Origin of the sequence: Janthinobacterium pasteuri (assembly GCF_051380775.1) — a bacterium.
Taxonomy (GTDB): Bacteria; Pseudomonadota; Gammaproteobacteria; order Burkholderiales; family Burkholderiaceae_D; genus Janthinobacterium.
On sequence record NZ_JBNYXS010000005.1, the window covers coordinates 116,454 to 132,071 of the forward strand.

At 63.3% G+C, this 15,618-nt stretch carries 14 protein-coding genes; 8 read left to right on the forward strand and 6 right to left on the reverse strand.

What is annotated here, in order from left to right; translation table 11 throughout:
• The first annotated feature begins 25 nt into the window (after positions 1-25).
• The gene (locus ACQ4WN_RS07630; RefSeq protein WP_436550983.1) at positions 26-1,177 is read left to right on the forward strand and encodes a GGDEF domain-containing protein; all 1,152 of its coding nucleotides are present in this window, start codon (positions 26-28) and stop codon (positions 1,175-1,177) included.
• Between the two features lie 6 nt (positions 1,178-1,183).
• On the opposite strand, the gene ACQ4WN_RS07635 is transcribed toward ACQ4WN_RS07630, so the two are convergent.
• The gene (locus ACQ4WN_RS07635) at positions 1,184-1,552 is read right to left on the reverse strand and encodes a hypothetical protein (protein ID WP_436550984.1); all 369 of its coding nucleotides are present in this window, start codon (positions 1,550-1,552) and stop codon (positions 1,184-1,186) included.
• 293 nt (positions 1,553-1,845) lie between these two features.
• On the opposite strand from ACQ4WN_RS07635, the gene ACQ4WN_RS07640 reads away from it, so the two are divergent.
• From ACQ4WN_RS07640 to fdhD, 4 genes are all read left to right on the forward strand, one after another.
• Positions 1,846-2,928, forward strand: a complete 1,083-nt coding sequence (locus tag ACQ4WN_RS07640; protein WP_436550985.1) for a calcium:cation antiporter — start codon at positions 1,846-1,848, stop codon at positions 2,926-2,928.
• Positions 2,929-3,093: 165 nt separating this feature from the next.
• Positions 3,094-4,551 (forward strand): Ppx/GppA phosphatase family protein, encoded by a 1,458-nt coding sequence (locus ACQ4WN_RS07645; protein ID WP_436550986.1) that lies wholly within the window; start codon positions 3,094-3,096, stop codon positions 4,549-4,551.
• 92 nt (positions 4,552-4,643) lie between these two features.
• Positions 4,644-5,303, forward strand: a complete 660-nt coding sequence (locus tag ACQ4WN_RS07650; protein ID WP_436550987.1) for a hypothetical protein — start codon at positions 4,644-4,646, stop codon at positions 5,301-5,303.
• An 82-nt stretch (positions 5,304-5,385) separates the two neighbouring features.
• On the forward strand, positions 5,386-6,204 hold the full coding sequence (gene fdhD / locus ACQ4WN_RS07655; protein ID WP_436550988.1) for a formate dehydrogenase accessory sulfurtransferase FdhD: 819 nt from the start codon (positions 5,386-5,388) through the stop codon (positions 6,202-6,204).
• On the opposite strand, the gene ACQ4WN_RS07660 is transcribed toward fdhD, so the two are convergent.
• Positions 6,180-8,504, reverse strand: a complete 2,325-nt coding sequence (locus ACQ4WN_RS07660) for an FdhF/YdeP family oxidoreductase (RefSeq protein WP_436550989.1) — start codon at positions 8,502-8,504, stop codon at positions 6,180-6,182. The two genes, fdhD and ACQ4WN_RS07660, sit on opposite strands and share 25 nt — an antisense overlap.
• Before the next feature lie 144 nt (positions 8,505-8,648).
• Here ACQ4WN_RS07660 and ACQ4WN_RS07665 point away from each other — a divergent pair, with 144 nt between their 5' ends.
• Entirely contained in the window at positions 8,649-9,410 is a 762-nt protein-coding gene (locus ACQ4WN_RS07665) for a GNAT family N-acetyltransferase (protein ID WP_436550990.1), read from the forward strand.
• Between the two features lie 69 nt (positions 9,411-9,479).
• Here ACQ4WN_RS07665 and ACQ4WN_RS07670 read toward each other — a convergent pair whose 3' ends face one another.
• The 3 genes from ACQ4WN_RS07670 to ACQ4WN_RS07680 form a co-directional block, all read right to left on the reverse strand.
• A complete protein-coding gene (locus tag ACQ4WN_RS07670; protein WP_436550991.1) occupies positions 9,480-9,710 on the reverse strand; it encodes a hypothetical protein in 231 nt (76 codons plus the stop codon).
• A gap of 419 nt (positions 9,711-10,129) precedes the next feature.
• Positions 10,130-10,417 carry a hypothetical protein gene (locus ACQ4WN_RS07675; RefSeq protein WP_034786045.1) on the reverse strand — a complete coding sequence of 96 codons (288 nt, stop codon included), beginning with the start codon at positions 10,415-10,417 and terminating at the stop codon, positions 10,130-10,132.
• A 180-nt stretch (positions 10,418-10,597) separates the two neighbouring features.
• Positions 10,598-11,290 carry an ABC transporter ATP-binding protein gene (locus ACQ4WN_RS07680; protein WP_436550992.1) on the reverse strand — a complete coding sequence of 231 codons (693 nt, stop codon included), beginning with the start codon at positions 11,288-11,290 and terminating at the stop codon, positions 10,598-10,600.
• A 315-nt stretch (positions 11,291-11,605) separates the two neighbouring features.
• Here ACQ4WN_RS07680 and egtD point away from each other — a divergent pair, with 315 nt between their 5' ends.
• Complete coding sequence (egtD, locus tag ACQ4WN_RS07685; protein ID WP_436550993.1) at positions 11,606-12,598, forward strand: L-histidine N(alpha)-methyltransferase; 993 nt, start codon at positions 11,606-11,608, stop codon at positions 12,596-12,598.
• Between the two features lie 10 nt (positions 12,599-12,608).
• Positions 12,609-13,868: an ergothioneine biosynthesis protein EgtB gene (gene egtB / locus ACQ4WN_RS07690; protein WP_436550994.1), complete on the forward strand. Its 1,260-nt coding sequence runs from the start codon at positions 12,609-12,611 to the stop codon at positions 13,866-13,868.
• A 5-nt stretch (positions 13,869-13,873) separates the two neighbouring features.
• Here the strand turns inward: egtB and ACQ4WN_RS07695 are convergent, their stop codons facing one another.
• Positions 13,874-15,478: a methyl-accepting chemotaxis protein gene (locus ACQ4WN_RS07695; protein WP_436550995.1), complete on the reverse strand. Its 1,605-nt coding sequence runs from the start codon at positions 15,476-15,478 to the stop codon at positions 13,874-13,876.
• Between the last annotated feature and the right edge of the window lie 140 nt (positions 15,479-15,618).

Sequence of the window (15,618 nt, forward strand, 5' to 3'; positions counted from 1 at the left end):
CGCCTGCGCATCGATAGCGTAGCCCATGGATATCAAGACCCTGGTACTGGCCCTGGCACTCGGCAACCTGAGCCTGTGCGCGGCCCTGTTCTTCTTCGAGTACGAGCGCAAGAAGTCGCTCAGCATGTCTACCTGGGCGGTAGCCAAGCAATGCCAGGCCGTGGCCTGGTGTTTGCTGTATTTCCGTGGTGTGCTGCCCGATGTGCTGTCCATCTTGCTTGGCAATAGCCTGCTGTTTGCCGGCATGGCGCTCGACGCGGGCGCGTTATGGCAGGCGGCCGGACGCAGCGGCTGGCGTCGCACCATGCTGCCGGCGCTGGGCCTGTCGGTGGCGCTGTTTGCCGCCTGTTACCTGTTTGATGCGGCGCCGCTGCTGCGCAGTGCCGGCGGCTCGCTGATCGTGGCCGGCTTTTTCCTCGCCGGCGTGGCCGCGCTGTGCCTCAAATGGCATGAGGCGAGCATGCTGCGCCGTTTTCTCGTCGTCAGCATGGGCGTCCTGTCGCTGCTGATCGCGGCGCGCGGCGTGCTCGCTGCCGCCGTGCCGGATGTTGACGCCGAGCTGCTGCAGCTGGCCGGTTTTGGCGCCCTGTACCTGATGATGCTGACGAACGCCTTCGGCTACCTGCTGCTGTCGCGTGAAAAACTGGGCGGCGAACTGGCGCGCCTGGAAGTGCTCGACGCGGCCACGGGCGTGCCGAACAGGCGCGGTTTTTACCAGGCGCTGGCGCCGTGGATGGCGCTGGCGCGCCGGCCCGGCTTGCCGACGGCGCTGGTGGTACTCAATATCGACCATTTCAAGCGCGTCAACGACAGCTATGGCCATCCGGTAGGCGACGCGGTACTGAAAACCATCGTCGACACTTGCCGCCAGCAGCTGCGCGACAGCGATCTGATGGGGCGCCTGGGCGGCGCCGAATTCGCCATCCAGCTGCCGCGCACGAGCCTGGCCGATGCGCTGATGGTGGCTGAGCGCATCCGCGCCGCCGTCGAAGTGCTGCCCGTCAAGACGGAACGCGCCGTGCTGCAGCTGACGGCCAGCCTGGGCGTGACCACCATCCGTGCCGAAGACTGCACCGTCAGCCTGTTCAAGCGGGCCGACGAGGCGCTGCAGGCGGCCAAGCAGGCGGGCCGCAACAGGGTGGTGGAAGCGCAAGGCGCCAGCACCCTGGATATTTAAATCGGCTTACTTTTTGCGCGAGCCCAGCCAGCTGGGCTCCTTGCCGCATTCCTTGCTCAAGAACAGCGCATCGAGGCCGGGATCGCAGCGCCTGTCAGGGGCCTTCATCGGCTCCACGCTCAACCATTCACTCCTGGGCAGGATCTTTTCTTCGCGTGGTGCCACCGGCGGCGCGGGCGGAAGGCTATCTTGCCACCTTGTCGCGGCGGCAGGCGCAGGCGGGGTAGCCCAGTTTGCATCAAGCTGCACATCGCGGGCCTGTGGTTTGCTCGCGTCCTCGCGCGGCGCCAGCGTGCCTGCCTGTGCGGCGGCGCACAGGACGGTGGCGAAGACGAATAATACGGTGCGCAAGGCTGCGCTGCTTGCTGGAGTCATGGTCTGTCCTTGGTCGGTGCCGGGAGGGCGTCCCTGTAGTATGACGGCATCAGGAAGCAAAAAGACAAGAAAATTGCAATGACATATTGCTAAAGTAATTATAGTTTCTTGTGGCGAGCAAGTGCACGGTGGCTAGGTGATTGAACGGTGAACCAGGCGCGGGGCGCCGGTACCCGGACGTGTGTATTCCCTAACTTTCATTTAAGCTAAGCAAGTTATGCTGTGGGGTGCAGGCTAGGCCCCTCTTGTCGTCCGCACCGCAGTTCCCCTTTTTTACTCTTGTCAGGCCCATAATGAAAATGCTTAAATCCCTGCCTGTATGGCCGCTTGCCGCCCCGCTTGCGGGCTGGCTGTTCCTGTTCGGTTCCACGTTCAATGTCGGCGGCGCTTATCAGATCCTGCTGGTGGCTGGCCTGATCGGCAGCGTGCTGGCCGCCGTGTACCACGCGGAAGTGGTGGCGCACCGCATTGGCGAACCGTATGGCACCCTGGTGCTGGCGCTGGCCGTGACCATGATCGAGGTGGCGCTGATCGTCTCGCTGATGCTGGCGGGCGGACCGGAAACGACGGGACTGGCGCGCGACACCGTGTTTGCCGCCATCATGATCATTTTGAACGGCATCGTCGGCATCTGCCTGCTGCTGGGCGCCGGGCGCCACCGGGAACAGACCTTTGGTCTGCTGGGCGTGAGCGCGTCGCTGGCTACCCTGGCGGCCATCGCCATCCTGACACTGGTGCTGCCGAATTACACTTCCAGCGCCGCCGGCCCGTACTACAACTCCAGTCAGCTCATTTTCATCGCCGTCATCTCGCTGGTCCTGTACGGCACCTTCGTGCTGGTGCAGACGGTGCGCCACCGCGACTACTTCCTGCCCAAGGAAGCCGTTGGTGACGAAGAGGTGCATGCGGCACCGCCGACGCCCACTGTCGCCTGGGTCAGCGCAGGCGCGCTGCTGGTGTGCCTGGGCGCCGTGGTGCTGCTGGCCAAGTCGCTGGCGCCCGCGCTGGAGACAGCCATCGCCGCCATGGGCGCGCCGAAGACCCTGGTCGGCATCGTCATCGCCGCCATCGTGCTGCTGCCCGAAGGACTGGCCGCCGTGCGCGCCGCGCGCGCTAACCGTTTGCAAACGAGTTTGAACCTGGCGCTCGGCTCCGCACTGGCCAGCATCGGCCTGACGATTCCCGCCGTGGTGGTGGTGTCGCTGGCCACTGGCCTGACGATTACGCTGGGACTCGATATCAAATCGACTGTGCTGTTGCTGCTGTCGCTGATGGTCGCCACGCTGTCGCTGGGTACGGGACGCACCACGGTCATGCAAGGTACGGTGCACCTGGTGATTTTTGCTGTTTATTTGTTTACCACCATCGTGCCATAGAACGTCACCGCTACGCGCCGTTTTGTCACAATCCTGTCATGCCGCTGTCATACGATGGGGGTAGTGTGGTAGGATTTTTAAATCGTTTAAATGATTTATATAGTTTAGCAACTGATTTTGCCAACGTTTCCAGTTGGTACAGCAATAACAAGACAAGAGGCCAGTATGTATGCAGCGGTGGACCTGGGGTCCAACAGTTTTCGTTTACACGTCGGCAAGCATGATGGCGACACGATCCGCGTGGTCAAGAGCGTGCGCGACCCGATCCGCCTGGCCGCTGGTCTGGACGCCAATGGCGACCTGACCGAGGCGGCCATGCAGGGCGCGCTGGCCTGCCTGCAGCGCTTTCGCGCCATCCTCGCCGGCTTCGAACTCGATGCCGTGCGCGTGGTGGCCACGTCGGCCATGCGCGTGGCGCGTAACGGCGCCGTCTTCCTGCCGCTGGCCGAGCAAGCCATCGGCCATCCGATCGAGATCATCTCGGGCGAGGAAGAGGGGCGCTTGATTTACATGGGTGTGGCCAATGCGCTGGCCATCCCTGGCGAAGGCCGGCTGGTGATGGATATCGGCGGCGGCTCGACCGAACTGATACTGGGGCGCGGCAACGATATCGAGCGGGTCGAATCCTTCAGCCTGGGCACCGTCAAGCAAAGCCTGTCGTTCTTCATCGGCGGGCGCATCGACGCGCCGTCGTTCGAGGCGGCCATCCTGTCGGCGCGCAGCCATTTCGAGGATGCCGCGCCGCCGTACCGCCCACAGCACTGGAAGACCGCCTACGGCTCTTCCGGCACCATCCGCACGATCGCCGACATCATCTCCCGCAACAAGCTCGGTGATGGCTTGCTGTCCGGCGCCAGCCTCGATGCGCTGGCGCGCCGTTTCATCGAGTTGGGCCACACCAGCCGCATCGACATGCCCGGCTTGCGCCCCGACCGCGCCAGCACCATCGTCGGCGGCCTGGCCATCTTGATCGGCCTGTTCCGCGAACTGGCCATTCCCGTCATGACGCCGATCGAGGCAGGCTTGCGCATGGGCGTGATGTGGGATTTGTACCTGCGCTCGACCAAGCGCGACCGCCGCGAACAATCGGTGCAGGGCTGCATGGAGAAGTTTCATATCGACCAGCAGCGCGCCGGCCGGGTGGCCGAGCAGGCACTGGCCATGTATGCGCAGCTCAAGCCGACATCCGACGCCCTGGTGAAATGCCTGCGCTGGAGCAGCCTGCTGCACGAAGTGGGGCTGGCCGTGTCGCAGACGGGCTACCACAAACATGCCTCCTACATCGTGGAAAATGCGGATTTGCCCGGTTTTACCACGCGCGAACAGAAGACCATGAGCCGTTTGATCCTGGCGCAGAAAGGCAATTTGCGCAAGATCGGCGAAGTGCTGTCCGACCCGGATTTCGCCAAGGCCGTGCTGGCGCTGCGCCTGTCGATCCTGCTCATGCATGCGCGCATCGAAGCCGATTTCAGCGAACTGCGCCTGCGCATGAAGAGCCGAATCGAGCTCGACATCAAGCGCGGCTGGGTGGCGCACCATCCCACCGTGTCGTTCTGGATTGAAAAGGAGCAGGAATTCTGGGATGAGGTCGGGGTCGATTTCACCATCCGTGCCAACGCCTAGGGGTCATGCTACGGGCATGGCTTGATGCGCAGCAAGCAAGATTTCAAAAAAGAGTATATATTGTTTATATTATTTATTAGATTGGATAATCCATGACCAAAACCGTCCCAGCGAAAAAAACCGACAGCGCGCCCGTATCGATGTTCCCTACCAGCGCCTCGATCAATGCGGCATCAGCCAAGGCCGCACCTGCAGCCAAACCGACAGCCAAACCGACAGCCAAGCCAGTGGCCAAGCCAGTGGCCAAGGCCGCCGCCAAGCCAGTGGCCGCCAAAGTCGCCGCTGCGAAGCCAGCGGCAGTCAAGCCCGTTGCCGCCAAGCCTGCGGTAGCCAAGGCGCCCGCCGCCAAGCCGGCGGCCAAGGCCGTCGTGGCCAAACCAGTCGCCAAAGCCGCTGCCAAGCCGGCGGCCAAGGTTGCTGCGAAACCAGCCGCCAAGGCCGTCGCCAAGCCGGTAGCAAAAGCCGCCGTCAAGCCAGTCGCCGCGAAAAAAGCGCCGGTCGCCAAGGTCGCTGCCGTCAAGGAAAAAGCCCGCAAGCCGAAACTGGTGCGCGACAGCTTCACCATGCCGGAAGCGGAGTATGAAGTTCTGGGCCAGGTCAAGAAAGCGTGCCTGAAGGCCGGTTTCGAGATCAAGAAAAGCGAATTGCTGCGCATTGGCGTGGCGCTGATCAGCCAGATCGACCTGGCGACCCTGCAAAACGTGCTGGCAGGCTTGCCGCAGCTGAAAACGGGCCGTCCGAAGAAGGATTGATGGCGTGAGCGGAGGGGCCGCCCCCCCCCGCTTGCCCATTCTGGTTTACCATGGGGCCTGTGATAGTTCCCCCATGGTTGCCATGTCAGAAGAAACCAGTATTGAACGCGCCTGCTTCGTCGAGCGCACCATCGTCCGTCACCGCGCGGGCGACTCCACTGCCGCCATCGACCACGTCGCCGAGGAAATCCCCGTCGCGCTGGTTTTCAATGGCATTTCCCACGTCGTCATGATGGCCACCCCGCGTGACCTGGAAGCGTTTGCCTATGGCTTCGCGCTGACGGAAGGCGTGGTCGCTTCCGCCGGCGCCATCTTCGACTGTGAAGTCTTCCTGCGCGCCGATTCCGCCGAAGTGGCTTTGAGCATCGCGCAGGAGGATTTCGTGCGCTTGAAGGACCGGCGCCGCGCGCTGACGGGCCGCAGCGGCTGCGGCGTGTGCGGCATCGACAGCATCGACATGCTCGACTTGCAGCCCGAAGCGCTGCCGCCGTCCCTGATTCAGGTCGACTTGCCTGCCGCGCTGGCGCGCGCGTCGAGCGGCTTGCGCGAACACCAGGCGCTGATGCAGGCAACGGGCGGCGTGCATGCGGCCGCGTGGTGCACGCCCGACGGCGATATCGTGCACGTGTTCGAGGATATCGGCCGGCATAACGGCCTCGATAAACTGATTGGTCACCTCGCCCTGAACGGCACCGACATGCGGCGCGGCTTCGTGTTCCTGTCCAGCCGTGGCAGCTACGAGCTGGCGCGCAAGGCGGCGCGCATGCGGATCCCGTTGCTGGCGACGATCTCCGCCCCCAGTTCGCTGGCCATTTCCATCGCCACGCAGGCGGGCATGAAGCTGGTGGGCTTCTGCCGCCAGGATGCCTGGGTGGACTACACGCCGGATATCGGCATCTGAGCGTTCGCCGCTTGTAGCAGCACCGGCACGGACTTCGACGTCGGCGTGCCGGCGCCGTCGGCCGTGCTGGCCAGCGGCACCAGCGCGTTCGTTTCCGGGTAATACGCGCCCAGGCAGCCGCGCGGGATGTCATAGGCCACCAGCCGGAAGCCATTGGCGCGGCGCGCCACGCCATCGTCCCAGGCGCTGATCATATCCACCAGCTCGCCATCGGCAAAGCCCAGCATGGCGATATCTTCCTTGTTGGCGAAGACGACCTTGCGCGTGCCGTACACGCCGCGGTAGCGGTCATCCATGCCGTAGATGGTGGTGTTGTACTGGTCGTGCGAGCGCGTACTCATCAAGACCATCAGGCGTTCGCCATGGCGCGCCCGGGCGCGGTGCAGCGGCGTGTCCAGCGGCAGCGGAGCGACGAGGAAGCTGGCCTTGCCGCTGGCCGTTTTCCAAACGCGCTCGCGCGAGGCCACCGTCAGATGAAAGCCGCCTGGAATGGCCACCCTGGCGTTGTAATCGTAAAAATCGTCAAACACCTTTTCAATGTCGTCGCGGATGCGCGCATAGTCGGCTGCATACGCGCGCCAGTCCACCAGGCCGCTGCCCAGCGTCGCTTCGGCCATGCCGGCCACGATGGCCACTTCCGAGCGCAGCTGCGGCGAAGCGGGCGCATTGCGGCCGTATGAGATATGCACCATGCTCATCGAGTCTTCCACCGTCACGCCTTGCGCCACGCCGCCCTGCAGGTCGATCTCCGTGCGCCCCAGGGTGGGCAGCAGCAAAGCCTCCTTGCCGATGACCAGGTGGCTGCGATTGAGTTTGGTGGCCACCTGCACCGTCAGCGCGCAGTTGCGCAGCGCGGCGCAGGTGACGGGCGTGTCGGGCGTGGCGGCGGCGAAATTGCCGCCCAAGGCGATGAACACCTTGACATCGCCGCGCTGCATGGCGGCGATGGTGGCCACCACGTCGTATCCGTGCGCGCGCGGCGGATGAAAGCCATACACCTGGCCCAGGCGGTCGAGGAAGGCAGCCGTCGGCTTTTCCTCGATGCCCACCGTGCGGTCGCCCTGCACGTTGGAGTGGCCGCGCACGGGGCACAGGCCGGCACCGGGCTTGCCGATCTGCCCGCGCAGCAGCATCAGGTTCGACAGCATGCGGATGGCCGCCACGCTGTGCTTGTGCTGCGTCAAGCCCATGCCCCAGGTGGCGATGATGCGCTGACCCTTGATAAAGATGTCCGTCAAAGCCTCGATCTGCGCGCGCGCCACGCCCGACTCCCGTACCAGCAGCTCCCAGCTTTCTTCGCGCAGGTCGTCGCGGAAGGCGTCAAAGCCGCTGCAGTGTTCAACGATGAAAGCATGGTCGATGACGGCCGGGCCGCCGGCCGCCTGCGCCGCATCGTCATGCTCGACGACGCGCTTGGCGACGGCCTTGATCAGGGCGAAGTCGCCGCCCAGGGTGGGCTGCACGAACAGGCCGGCCAGGCGCGTGCTGCCCAGAGTCGCCATTTCCAGTGCGCTTTGCGGGTCCATGAAGCGCTGCAAGCCCCGTTCGCGCAGGGGATTAATGGAGACGATGCTGCCGCCGCGGCGCGCGCACTCGCGCAGTTCGCCCAGCATGCGCGGGTGGTTGGTGGCGGGATTCTGGCCGAAGATGAGGATGGTGTCGGCCAGTTCGAAGTCGTCCAATGTCACCGTGCCCTTGCCGATGCCCACCGTGGCCGGCAAGCCGCGGCTGGTTGCCTCGTGGCACATATTGGAGCAGTCGGGGAAGTTGTTGGTGCCGTACAGGCGCGCCATCAGCTGGTACAAAAAGGCCGCTTCGTTGCTGGCGCGGCCCGAGGTATAAAACGCGGCCTGGTTCGGGTCGGGCAGGGCGCGCAGGTGGCGGCCCACGAGGGCGCAGGCGTCGTCCCAGGCGATCGGCACGTAGCGGTCGCTGGCAGCGTCGTACACCATCGGTTCGGTCAGGCGGCCGTGCTGCTCCAGTGCGTAGTCCGATTGTTCCAGCAGCTGCGTGACGGTATGGCTGGCAAACAGCTCCGGGCCGGCGCGGCGGCTGGTCGCTTCCGCGGCGACGGCCTTGGCGCCGTTTTCGCAAAAGGCAAACGTGGAAGCGTGGTTGCGGTCGGGCCAGGCGCAGCCGGGGCAATCGAAGCCGTCCGGCTGGTTTTGCGCCAGCAGCGCTTTCAGATTGCCGGGCGCCACCCGTTCCTGGCGCAGGCTGATGGCCACGTGTTTCAAGGCATCCCAGCCGGCGGCCGGCTTGGTATAGGGCGTGATGTGGGGGGCGTCCTGGTCTTTCATCCTGTCTTCCTGCTGGGTGAGTGTGGTAATTATGCACGATCCCCGCATGACATTGACTTGCGTCATGGAAATGACATTCGGCTGTCATTTTCCTGACATATTAGGCAAGTACGCTGGAGTCGTCTTGATCACAGGGATGAAACCATGCAAAACATAATCGCATCAAACGAAGCCAAGGCCCGGCCGGTTCAACTGGTGCTGAGCCAGGCCACGACAGCGGCGGAATTGCGCGAAGTCCAGCGTTTGCGTTACAAGGTGTTTATCGAGACCATGGGCCTGACGTCGCTGGCCAACGCCGATGGCCTCGACAGCGATGAATTTGACGCGCATTGCGATCATCTGATCGTGCGCGATGCCGATACCTTGAAAGTGGTGGGCACCTACCGCGTGCTGAGCGCAGCCAAGGCGGCCAAGATCGGCCGGTTGTATTCGGAAAATGAGTTCGACCTGAGCCGCCTGAAGAACCTGCGCGGACGCATGGTCGAAGCGGGCCGCGCGTGCATCCACCCGAAATACCGGGGCGGCAGCGTGATCATGCTGCTGTGGTCGGGACTGGCCGAGTACATGCGCCGCGAGCGCTGCGACTACCTGGTCGGCTGCGCCAGCATCAGCCTGGCCGATGGCGGGCATAACGCCGTCGCCGTGTACCAGGCGCTGGCGGAAAAGCACATGGCCCCAAGCGAGTACCGCGTCACGCCGCACCTGCCTTTCCCCATCCACCAGGTGGAAGCGGCGCACAAGCCGCAGGTGCCGCCGCTGATCAAGGGCTATCTGCGTTCGGGTGCCTGGATTTGCGGCGAACCGGCCTGGGACCCTGATTTCGAAAGCGCCGACATGTTCATGATGATGCCGCTGGCGAATCTGGATGAGCGCTATGCGCGCCATTACGGCGTGGTGCCTGCTTAAGGCTGCAAAGGCGAATGCCGGGCAGTGGGGCCAGCCTCGCTACTCCCAGCGTGGCCAGGCAGGCATCGGTCATGGCGCGCTGGAACTGCCCCCACCGGCGCGGGCCAGGCGTGCCGGCAAGGCCCTGTAGTGTCCCAGCAGCGCCAGGCGCTGCGCCGTGGGCGCCAATTGCACCAGCAGGTCGAAATGCTGCCGTCCGTCGCGCAGCAGTTGCCGTCCCTGCGCCGGGTCGGCCACGGCCGGCACGTCGGTGTCGGCGCCCGCCTCGATGCCGCCCAGCGCATCGCCGGTTCCGCCCAATGCGCCAGCGGGCCGCGATGGCTGCCTGCGCGCCCATTTGAATGAAGGCGGTTGCGAGGATGGCGGCCAGCGTTGACCACGGCGCGATGGCGTTCGGGCACATGTCGCCCAGGTGCATCGCTGGGGTGCGCTTGAAATCAGTGGTTAAAAGCTGACCTTGATGCCTGCGGAGACGATGCGTGTTGTGTCAGATTACGTTTGAGTGGAAATGCTGGCTGGCAGGGGGCAATGCGGAGTGAAAGCGGGAAGGGGATGGTGCTGGAGCGGGTGGGCAGAGAAACGGTCAGCATGGTTTGGGCTGGGTCTCTTCGCTATCGTGCACGGATGTTGTGCGGTGAGCGAACTACGCGAATTACATGGCAAAATTTCAAGGCGCCGGGGACCTGGGTGCCTGGCATGGCATTACAACAGCGTGTGACTCAATGGACTGGCGTGGCGGACAGTTCCTTCAGTTCGCGGATGGTGATGTCCGATTTTTCATGCATGCGCAATAAAATCGTTGCACCGACCGACAGTTTGCCGTGACGAATCTTGCTGATGATGGGGGGCTGCACTTCCAGAACACGGCACAGTTCCGCATCATTTTTCAGGTTCATCTTCTCGATCAGGGTATCGAGCAGCTTGTTGGGCACAAAACTCGATGGTTCGAGCGCACGCGCCCGGTTCATCGCTTCAATCATTTCCAGCTTCTTTTGCCGAACGTTCATTTACTCCTCCTTCAGGTTATGCAAGGGACGAGACCACACTGATGCAGTCCCGGCTATAGTTCGTCATCGCAGTACAGCTGTCTGGGTGACGTGACAACATTCGCGTTAAAACATTGATAACCAGGCAAGTGTTTTCAATAATACTACGATAACAAAACTTGTGACAGATGGTCAGTTAAATTAACTGATTGTTTGATTAATTTGCTTGACGGTTGTTGTATTTTGTAAGCCGTTTTTCGTCAGGATCATGGTTCTGTCCGCCATTTCGGCGGCGGCCAGCGAATGCGTGACCATGATCGCGCAACTGCCGTTGGCCTTGATTTCAGCGCGCAGCAATTGCAGGATGCTGTGCGCCGTATCGGGATCGAGGTTGCCGGTAGGCTCATCGGCCAACACCAGCGCCGGCTTGTGCACGAGCGCGCGGGCAATGGCCACGCGCTGCATTTCGCCGCCCGACAGTTGCTGCGGAAAGTCGCCGCCGCGTCCGCCCAGGCCGACCGCATCGAGCATGCTGGTGGCACGCTCCTGGGGCAGTCCGTTGAGCAGCAGCGGCAGGGCCACGTTTTGCAGCAGGGTCAGGTGCGGCAAGACGTGGAAGGCCTGGAATATAAAGCCCATGCGGGCGCGACGCAGCCGGGTGGCGGCGGCGTCATCGAGGCTGGACATGGCAATGCCGTCCACCAGGATAGGGTGCGCTTCGGCACCCGCATCGGGCGTATCGAGGCCGGCGATCAGGTTCAGCAAGGTCGACTTGCCGACGCCCGAGTCACCCATGATGGCGATGAATTCCCCGGCCTTGAAGCGGCAGGAAATGTTGGCCAGCACGGGACGGGCATGGGCATAGGACTTCGACAGATGGCGCAATTCGAGCATGGTGTTAACGGCTATCGTAAAGGGAGGCACGCGGGGGAGAGGGGGGCCTGGGAACTGCAAAGGGGCGCGGATTGTTTGGCCGGCAATGTGTAGTATACGACAGGCTTATCCTTTTTGCTTGGCAATACCAATTTTGTGTGCGCACTGCTCGTTTGACCTTAAGTTACCTGTCGCACGGCTGGCTTGTGCGGATTCCGCTATGATGGGAAAAAATCATCGGCAATGGCGTCCCCCGTGCCCTGCGCGGCAGCACGCGCACATGCCAGGTGCCAGCCCAGCAAGCCCTTCGTGAACCTTGATAGACGACGCCAGCCCATGACCATGCCATACGCGCAACAGCAGCCAGATTTGTCTCCCGTCAGCAACGTCCCAGTGGCCAGCGCCACTCCTGCAACGATAGTCGAGATCAGCGGCGGCCTGCTGGCGCGCGAGGCCTGGACTTCGCCCAAGTACCTGTACGACGCGCTGGGCTCGACACTGTTCGAAGCCATTTGCGCCTTGCCCGAGTATTATCCGACGCGCACCGAGGCCGCCATCTTCGCCCGCCACGGCGCAGAGATCGCGCACGCCGTGGGGCCGGGCAGCACACTGATCGACCTGGGGGCGGGTAATTGCGCCAAGGCCGCCAGCCTGTTCCCCCTGCTGCACCCGGCCCAGTATGTGGCCGTGGATATTTCCTATGACTTCCTGAGTGAATCGTTGAGCCGGCTGCAGCAGCGCTTTCCGCACATCGAAATGACGGGCCTGGGCCTGGATTTCTCCAGCCGCCTGGACTTGCCCGATAGCGTGCGCGAGGCGCGGCGATTGTTCTTCTATCCTGGTTCGTCGATCGGCAATTTTGCTCCTGAGCAAGCGACCGCCTTCCTGCGCCGCCTGCGCGCGAATGCGGACGGCGATGGCGGCCTGCTGATCGGCGTTGACCTGATCAAGGACGACGCCATCCTCGACGCCGCTTATGACGATGCGCTGGGCGTCACGGCCGCCTTCAACCTGAACATGCTGCGCCACGTGAACGGGCTGATCGGCGCGGACTTCGACGTGCGCGCCTGGCAGCACCATGGCTTTTTCAATGCCGACGAGCGCCGCGTTGAAATGCACCTGGAAGCGCGCAGCGAGCAAGTTGTCCATTGGAAAGGTGGTCAGCGGCGATTCGCAAAAGGCGAACGCATCCATACAGAAGACAGCTATAAATACACGCGCGCAAGCTTCGTCGGCTTGCTGGAGCAGGCGGGGTTTTCCACCGTGCAAGTCTGGACGGACCCGCAGCAGTGGTTTGCCGTCATTTACGCGCGCGTGATCCGTGATTGAGAAGGAAAAGATGCTGATCGATCATTACAACAAGGTGCGCAAGCACTCGCTGCGACTGGCCGAACCCTTGTCCGACGAGGATTGCGGCGCCCAATCGATGCCGGACGCCAGTCCCGTGAAATGGCATCTCGCGCATACCACCTGGTTTTTCGAAACGTTTATTTTGGAAAGCATGGAAGCGGCGTTCACGCCATTTCACCCGGCCTTTCGCGTGCTGTTCAATTCCTATTACAACGGCGTGGGCGAGAAGCATCCGCGCGCCCAGCGTGGCTTGCTGACGCGCCCCGGCATGGCGCAGGTGCGCGCCTACCGGATCGATGTCGATGCGCGCATTGCCCGCCTGCTGGCGAGCGAGCTGGCGCGTCCCGAGCGCGAACGGCTGACCATGCTGCTGGCGCTGGGGCTCGAACACGAGCAGCAGCACCAGGAATTGCTGTTGACGGACGTGAAACACTTGCTGGCGCAGAGCGCCCTCTCTCCCGCTTACCTGGACCCCGCTTATCTGAACAATGCACTGGATAGCGCGGTTGTGCCAGCGCAACAACACGCACAGCCTACCGCCTGGCTCGCGTTTGACGGCGGCCTGGCGCAGATCGGCCATGCGGGTGACGGTTTTTGCTTCGACAATGAATTGCCGCGCCATCCGCAATACGTGGCGCCGTTCGAACTGGCCAGCGCGCTGGTGACGAATGGCGACTATCTGGCCTTCATCGAGGCGGGCGGCTACCGCACGGCGCATTTGTGGCTGGCCGAAGGCTGGGACTGGGTGCGCAGCGCGCAGCTGGAATGCCCGTTGTACTGGCAGCGCGACGAGGCGGGGCAGTGGCAGGAATTCACCTTGTTCGGCTTGCGCCCGCTCGACGTGCAGGCGCCGGCCACCCACTTGTCGCTGTTCGAGGCGGATGCTTACGCGCACTGGGCCGGCGCACGCCTGCCGACGGAAGCGGAGTGGGAAGTGGCGGCGCAAGGTGCCGTGGTGGAAGTGGGCCAGCTGCATCCGGCTGCCGGTGTGCCGGGAGCGGGATTGCGGCAAATGTTTGGCCACTGCTGGCAGTGGACCAGCAGCAGCTACGCGCCGTATCCCGGCTATCGCACGGCGCCCGGGGCGCTGGGCGAATACAACGGCAAGTTCATGCTGAACCAATATGTGCTGCGCGGCTCGTCGTGCGCCACGCCGGCCGGCCATGCGCGCGCCAGCTACCGCAATTTCTTCCCGGCCGGTGCGCGCTGGCAATTTTCCGGCATCCGCCTGGCGCGCCAGGTGGAGTAAGCAACTTAGTGCAAGCGCGGGACGGCGGGCGCATCAGGGCGGGGCGGCGCCTTGGCGATGGTGTTCGGTTCCAGCTTGAACTGGCTGACGAGGGTTTCCAGTTCGCCCGCCTGTTCATGCATGGCTGCGGCTGCCGCGGCCGCCTCTTCGACCAGTGCTGCGTTCTGCTGCGTCGTCTGATCCATCTGCATGATGGCAGCGTTGATCTGCTCGATGCCTTCGCTCTGCTCGTGGTTAGCGACGCTGATTTCACCGACGATGGCGCTGACCCGGCCCACGCTGGCCACCACTTCTTCCATCGTGGCGCCCGCCTGGTTGACCAGCTGCGCGCCTTGCCCCACCCGGTTGACGGAGTCGGCAATCAGTTCCTTGATTTCCTTGGCGGCCTGGCTTGACCTCTGCGCCAGGTTGCGCACTTCGGACGCCACAACGGCAAAGCCGCGTCCCTGTTCGCCCGCACGGGCCGCTTCCACGGCCGCGTTCAGGGCCAGGATATTCGTCTGGAAGGCGATGCCGTCGATGACGGCGATGATGTCGACGATTTTGCGCGAGGAAGCATTGATGGCATCCATGGTGCCGATCACTTCCGTCATGGCCGTGCCGCCGCGCTGCGCGATGGCCGACGCCGAACGGGCCAGGCTGTCCGCCTGGCGCGCATTGTCGCTGTTGCTGCGCACGGTACCCGTCAGTTCGATCATCGACGAGGCCGTTTCTTCCAGTGCGCTGGCCTGCGCTTCCGTGCGGGCCGACAGGTCGGCATTGCCGCTGGCGATCTGGCTCGACGCCACGGCAATCGTGCCCGTGCCGCCGCGCACCTGCCCCACCAGGGTGGCCAGGTTGGTATTCATGTCACGCAGCGCCTGCAGCAACTGGCCCGTTTCATCCTTGCCTTCTGCCACGATTTTACTGCTCAGGTCGCCTGCGGCCACGGTTTGCGCCACGCGCAGGGCGTACGCGATGGGCGTGGTGATCGAGCGCGTGACCCGCCAGGCAAAGAGCACGCCCAGCAGCAGGGCGGCTGTGCCCAGGCTGGCCATCAGCACATTCGCCGCTGAAATATTCTGCTGTATCTGCTGGCCGCCATGCACGACCGCTGCGCGCTGGATTTCGTTCAGGTGGTTCACCGTTTTTTGCAACTGATTCAGGGCGGGCAGGGTATCGTCGCGCACATGCATGGCCGCTTCCGCGCGCCGCCCCGCCACTAGCAGCTTGTCGGCCTGGCTGAACGAGGCGACATAGGCCTTGCGCTGCTGCTTCAGGGTGGCCAGCATTTCCTTACCTTCAGGCAGCACGATCAGGCGGTCGAGGATGGCCAGCGCATCGCTGATGGTAGCCTTGTTGGCATCGATTTCGCCGTGGATGGCGTTGGCGCGGGCTGGATCTTCATGAATGAACAGTTCCAGTACCAGCGCCGCGTTCGAGCGCGTTGTGCTGCGGATGGTGGCGATGGCATCGGCCTTGGCCCAGTCCTTCTCGATGATGGACTCGCTGAGCCCACCGATCTTGTCCAGGCGCAGCAGTCCCGTACCCACCAGCACTGCCATCAGCAGCAGTACCACGCCAAAACCGGCACCCAGGCGCACGCCTATCTTCATATCCGTCAATTTCATTTTTATTCCCTCGGTAGCGAAAGTAATCCTCAGGAAATTATTGGCAATTTATAGCGAACAGAAACAGATGTGATGCTAGGCGCGCTCTGCGACGCAGTGCAAGCACTGCTAGCGGAGGGCAACAAAGCAGCACGCTGTTT

Bases quoted from the DNA above. Each gene is read 5' to 3' on its own strand.
- ACQ4WN_RS07630 (WP_436550983.1), top strand. From the start codon at position 26: ATGGATATCAAGACCCTGGTACTGGCCCTGGCACTCGGCAACCTGAGC.
- ACQ4WN_RS07635 (WP_436550984.1), bottom strand. From the start codon at position 1,552: ATGACTCCAGCAAGCAGCGCAGCCTTGCGCACCGTATTATTCGTCTTC.
- ACQ4WN_RS07640 (WP_436550985.1), top strand. From the start codon at position 1,846: ATGAAAATGCTTAAATCCCTGCCTGTATGGCCGCTTGCCGCCCCGCTT.
- ACQ4WN_RS07645 (WP_436550986.1), top strand. From the start codon at position 3,094: ATGTATGCAGCGGTGGACCTGGGGTCCAACAGTTTTCGTTTACACGTC.
- ACQ4WN_RS07650 (WP_436550987.1), top strand. From the start codon at position 4,644: ATGACCAAAACCGTCCCAGCGAAAAAAACCGACAGCGCGCCCGTATCG.
- fdhD (WP_436550988.1), top strand. From the start codon at position 5,386: ATGTCAGAAGAAACCAGTATTGAACGCGCCTGCTTCGTCGAGCGCACC.
- ACQ4WN_RS07660 (WP_436550989.1), bottom strand. From the start codon at position 8,504: ATGAAAGACCAGGACGCCCCCCACATCACGCCCTATACCAAGCCGGCC.
- ACQ4WN_RS07665 (WP_436550990.1), top strand. From the start codon at position 8,649: ATGCAAAACATAATCGCATCAAACGAAGCCAAGGCCCGGCCGGTTCAA.
- ACQ4WN_RS07675 (WP_034786045.1), bottom strand. From the start codon at position 10,417: ATGAACGTTCGGCAAAAGAAGCTGGAAATGATTGAAGCGATGAACCGG.
- ACQ4WN_RS07680 (WP_436550992.1), bottom strand. From the start codon at position 11,290: ATGCTCGAATTGCGCCATCTGTCGAAGTCCTATGCCCATGCCCGTCCC.
- egtD (WP_436550993.1), top strand. From the start codon at position 11,606: ATGACCATGCCATACGCGCAACAGCAGCCAGATTTGTCTCCCGTCAGC.
- egtB (WP_436550994.1), top strand. From the start codon at position 12,609: ATGCTGATCGATCATTACAACAAGGTGCGCAAGCACTCGCTGCGACTG.
- ACQ4WN_RS07695 (WP_436550995.1), bottom strand. From the start codon at position 15,478: ATGAAATTGACGGATATGAAGATAGGCGTGCGCCTGGGTGCCGGTTTT.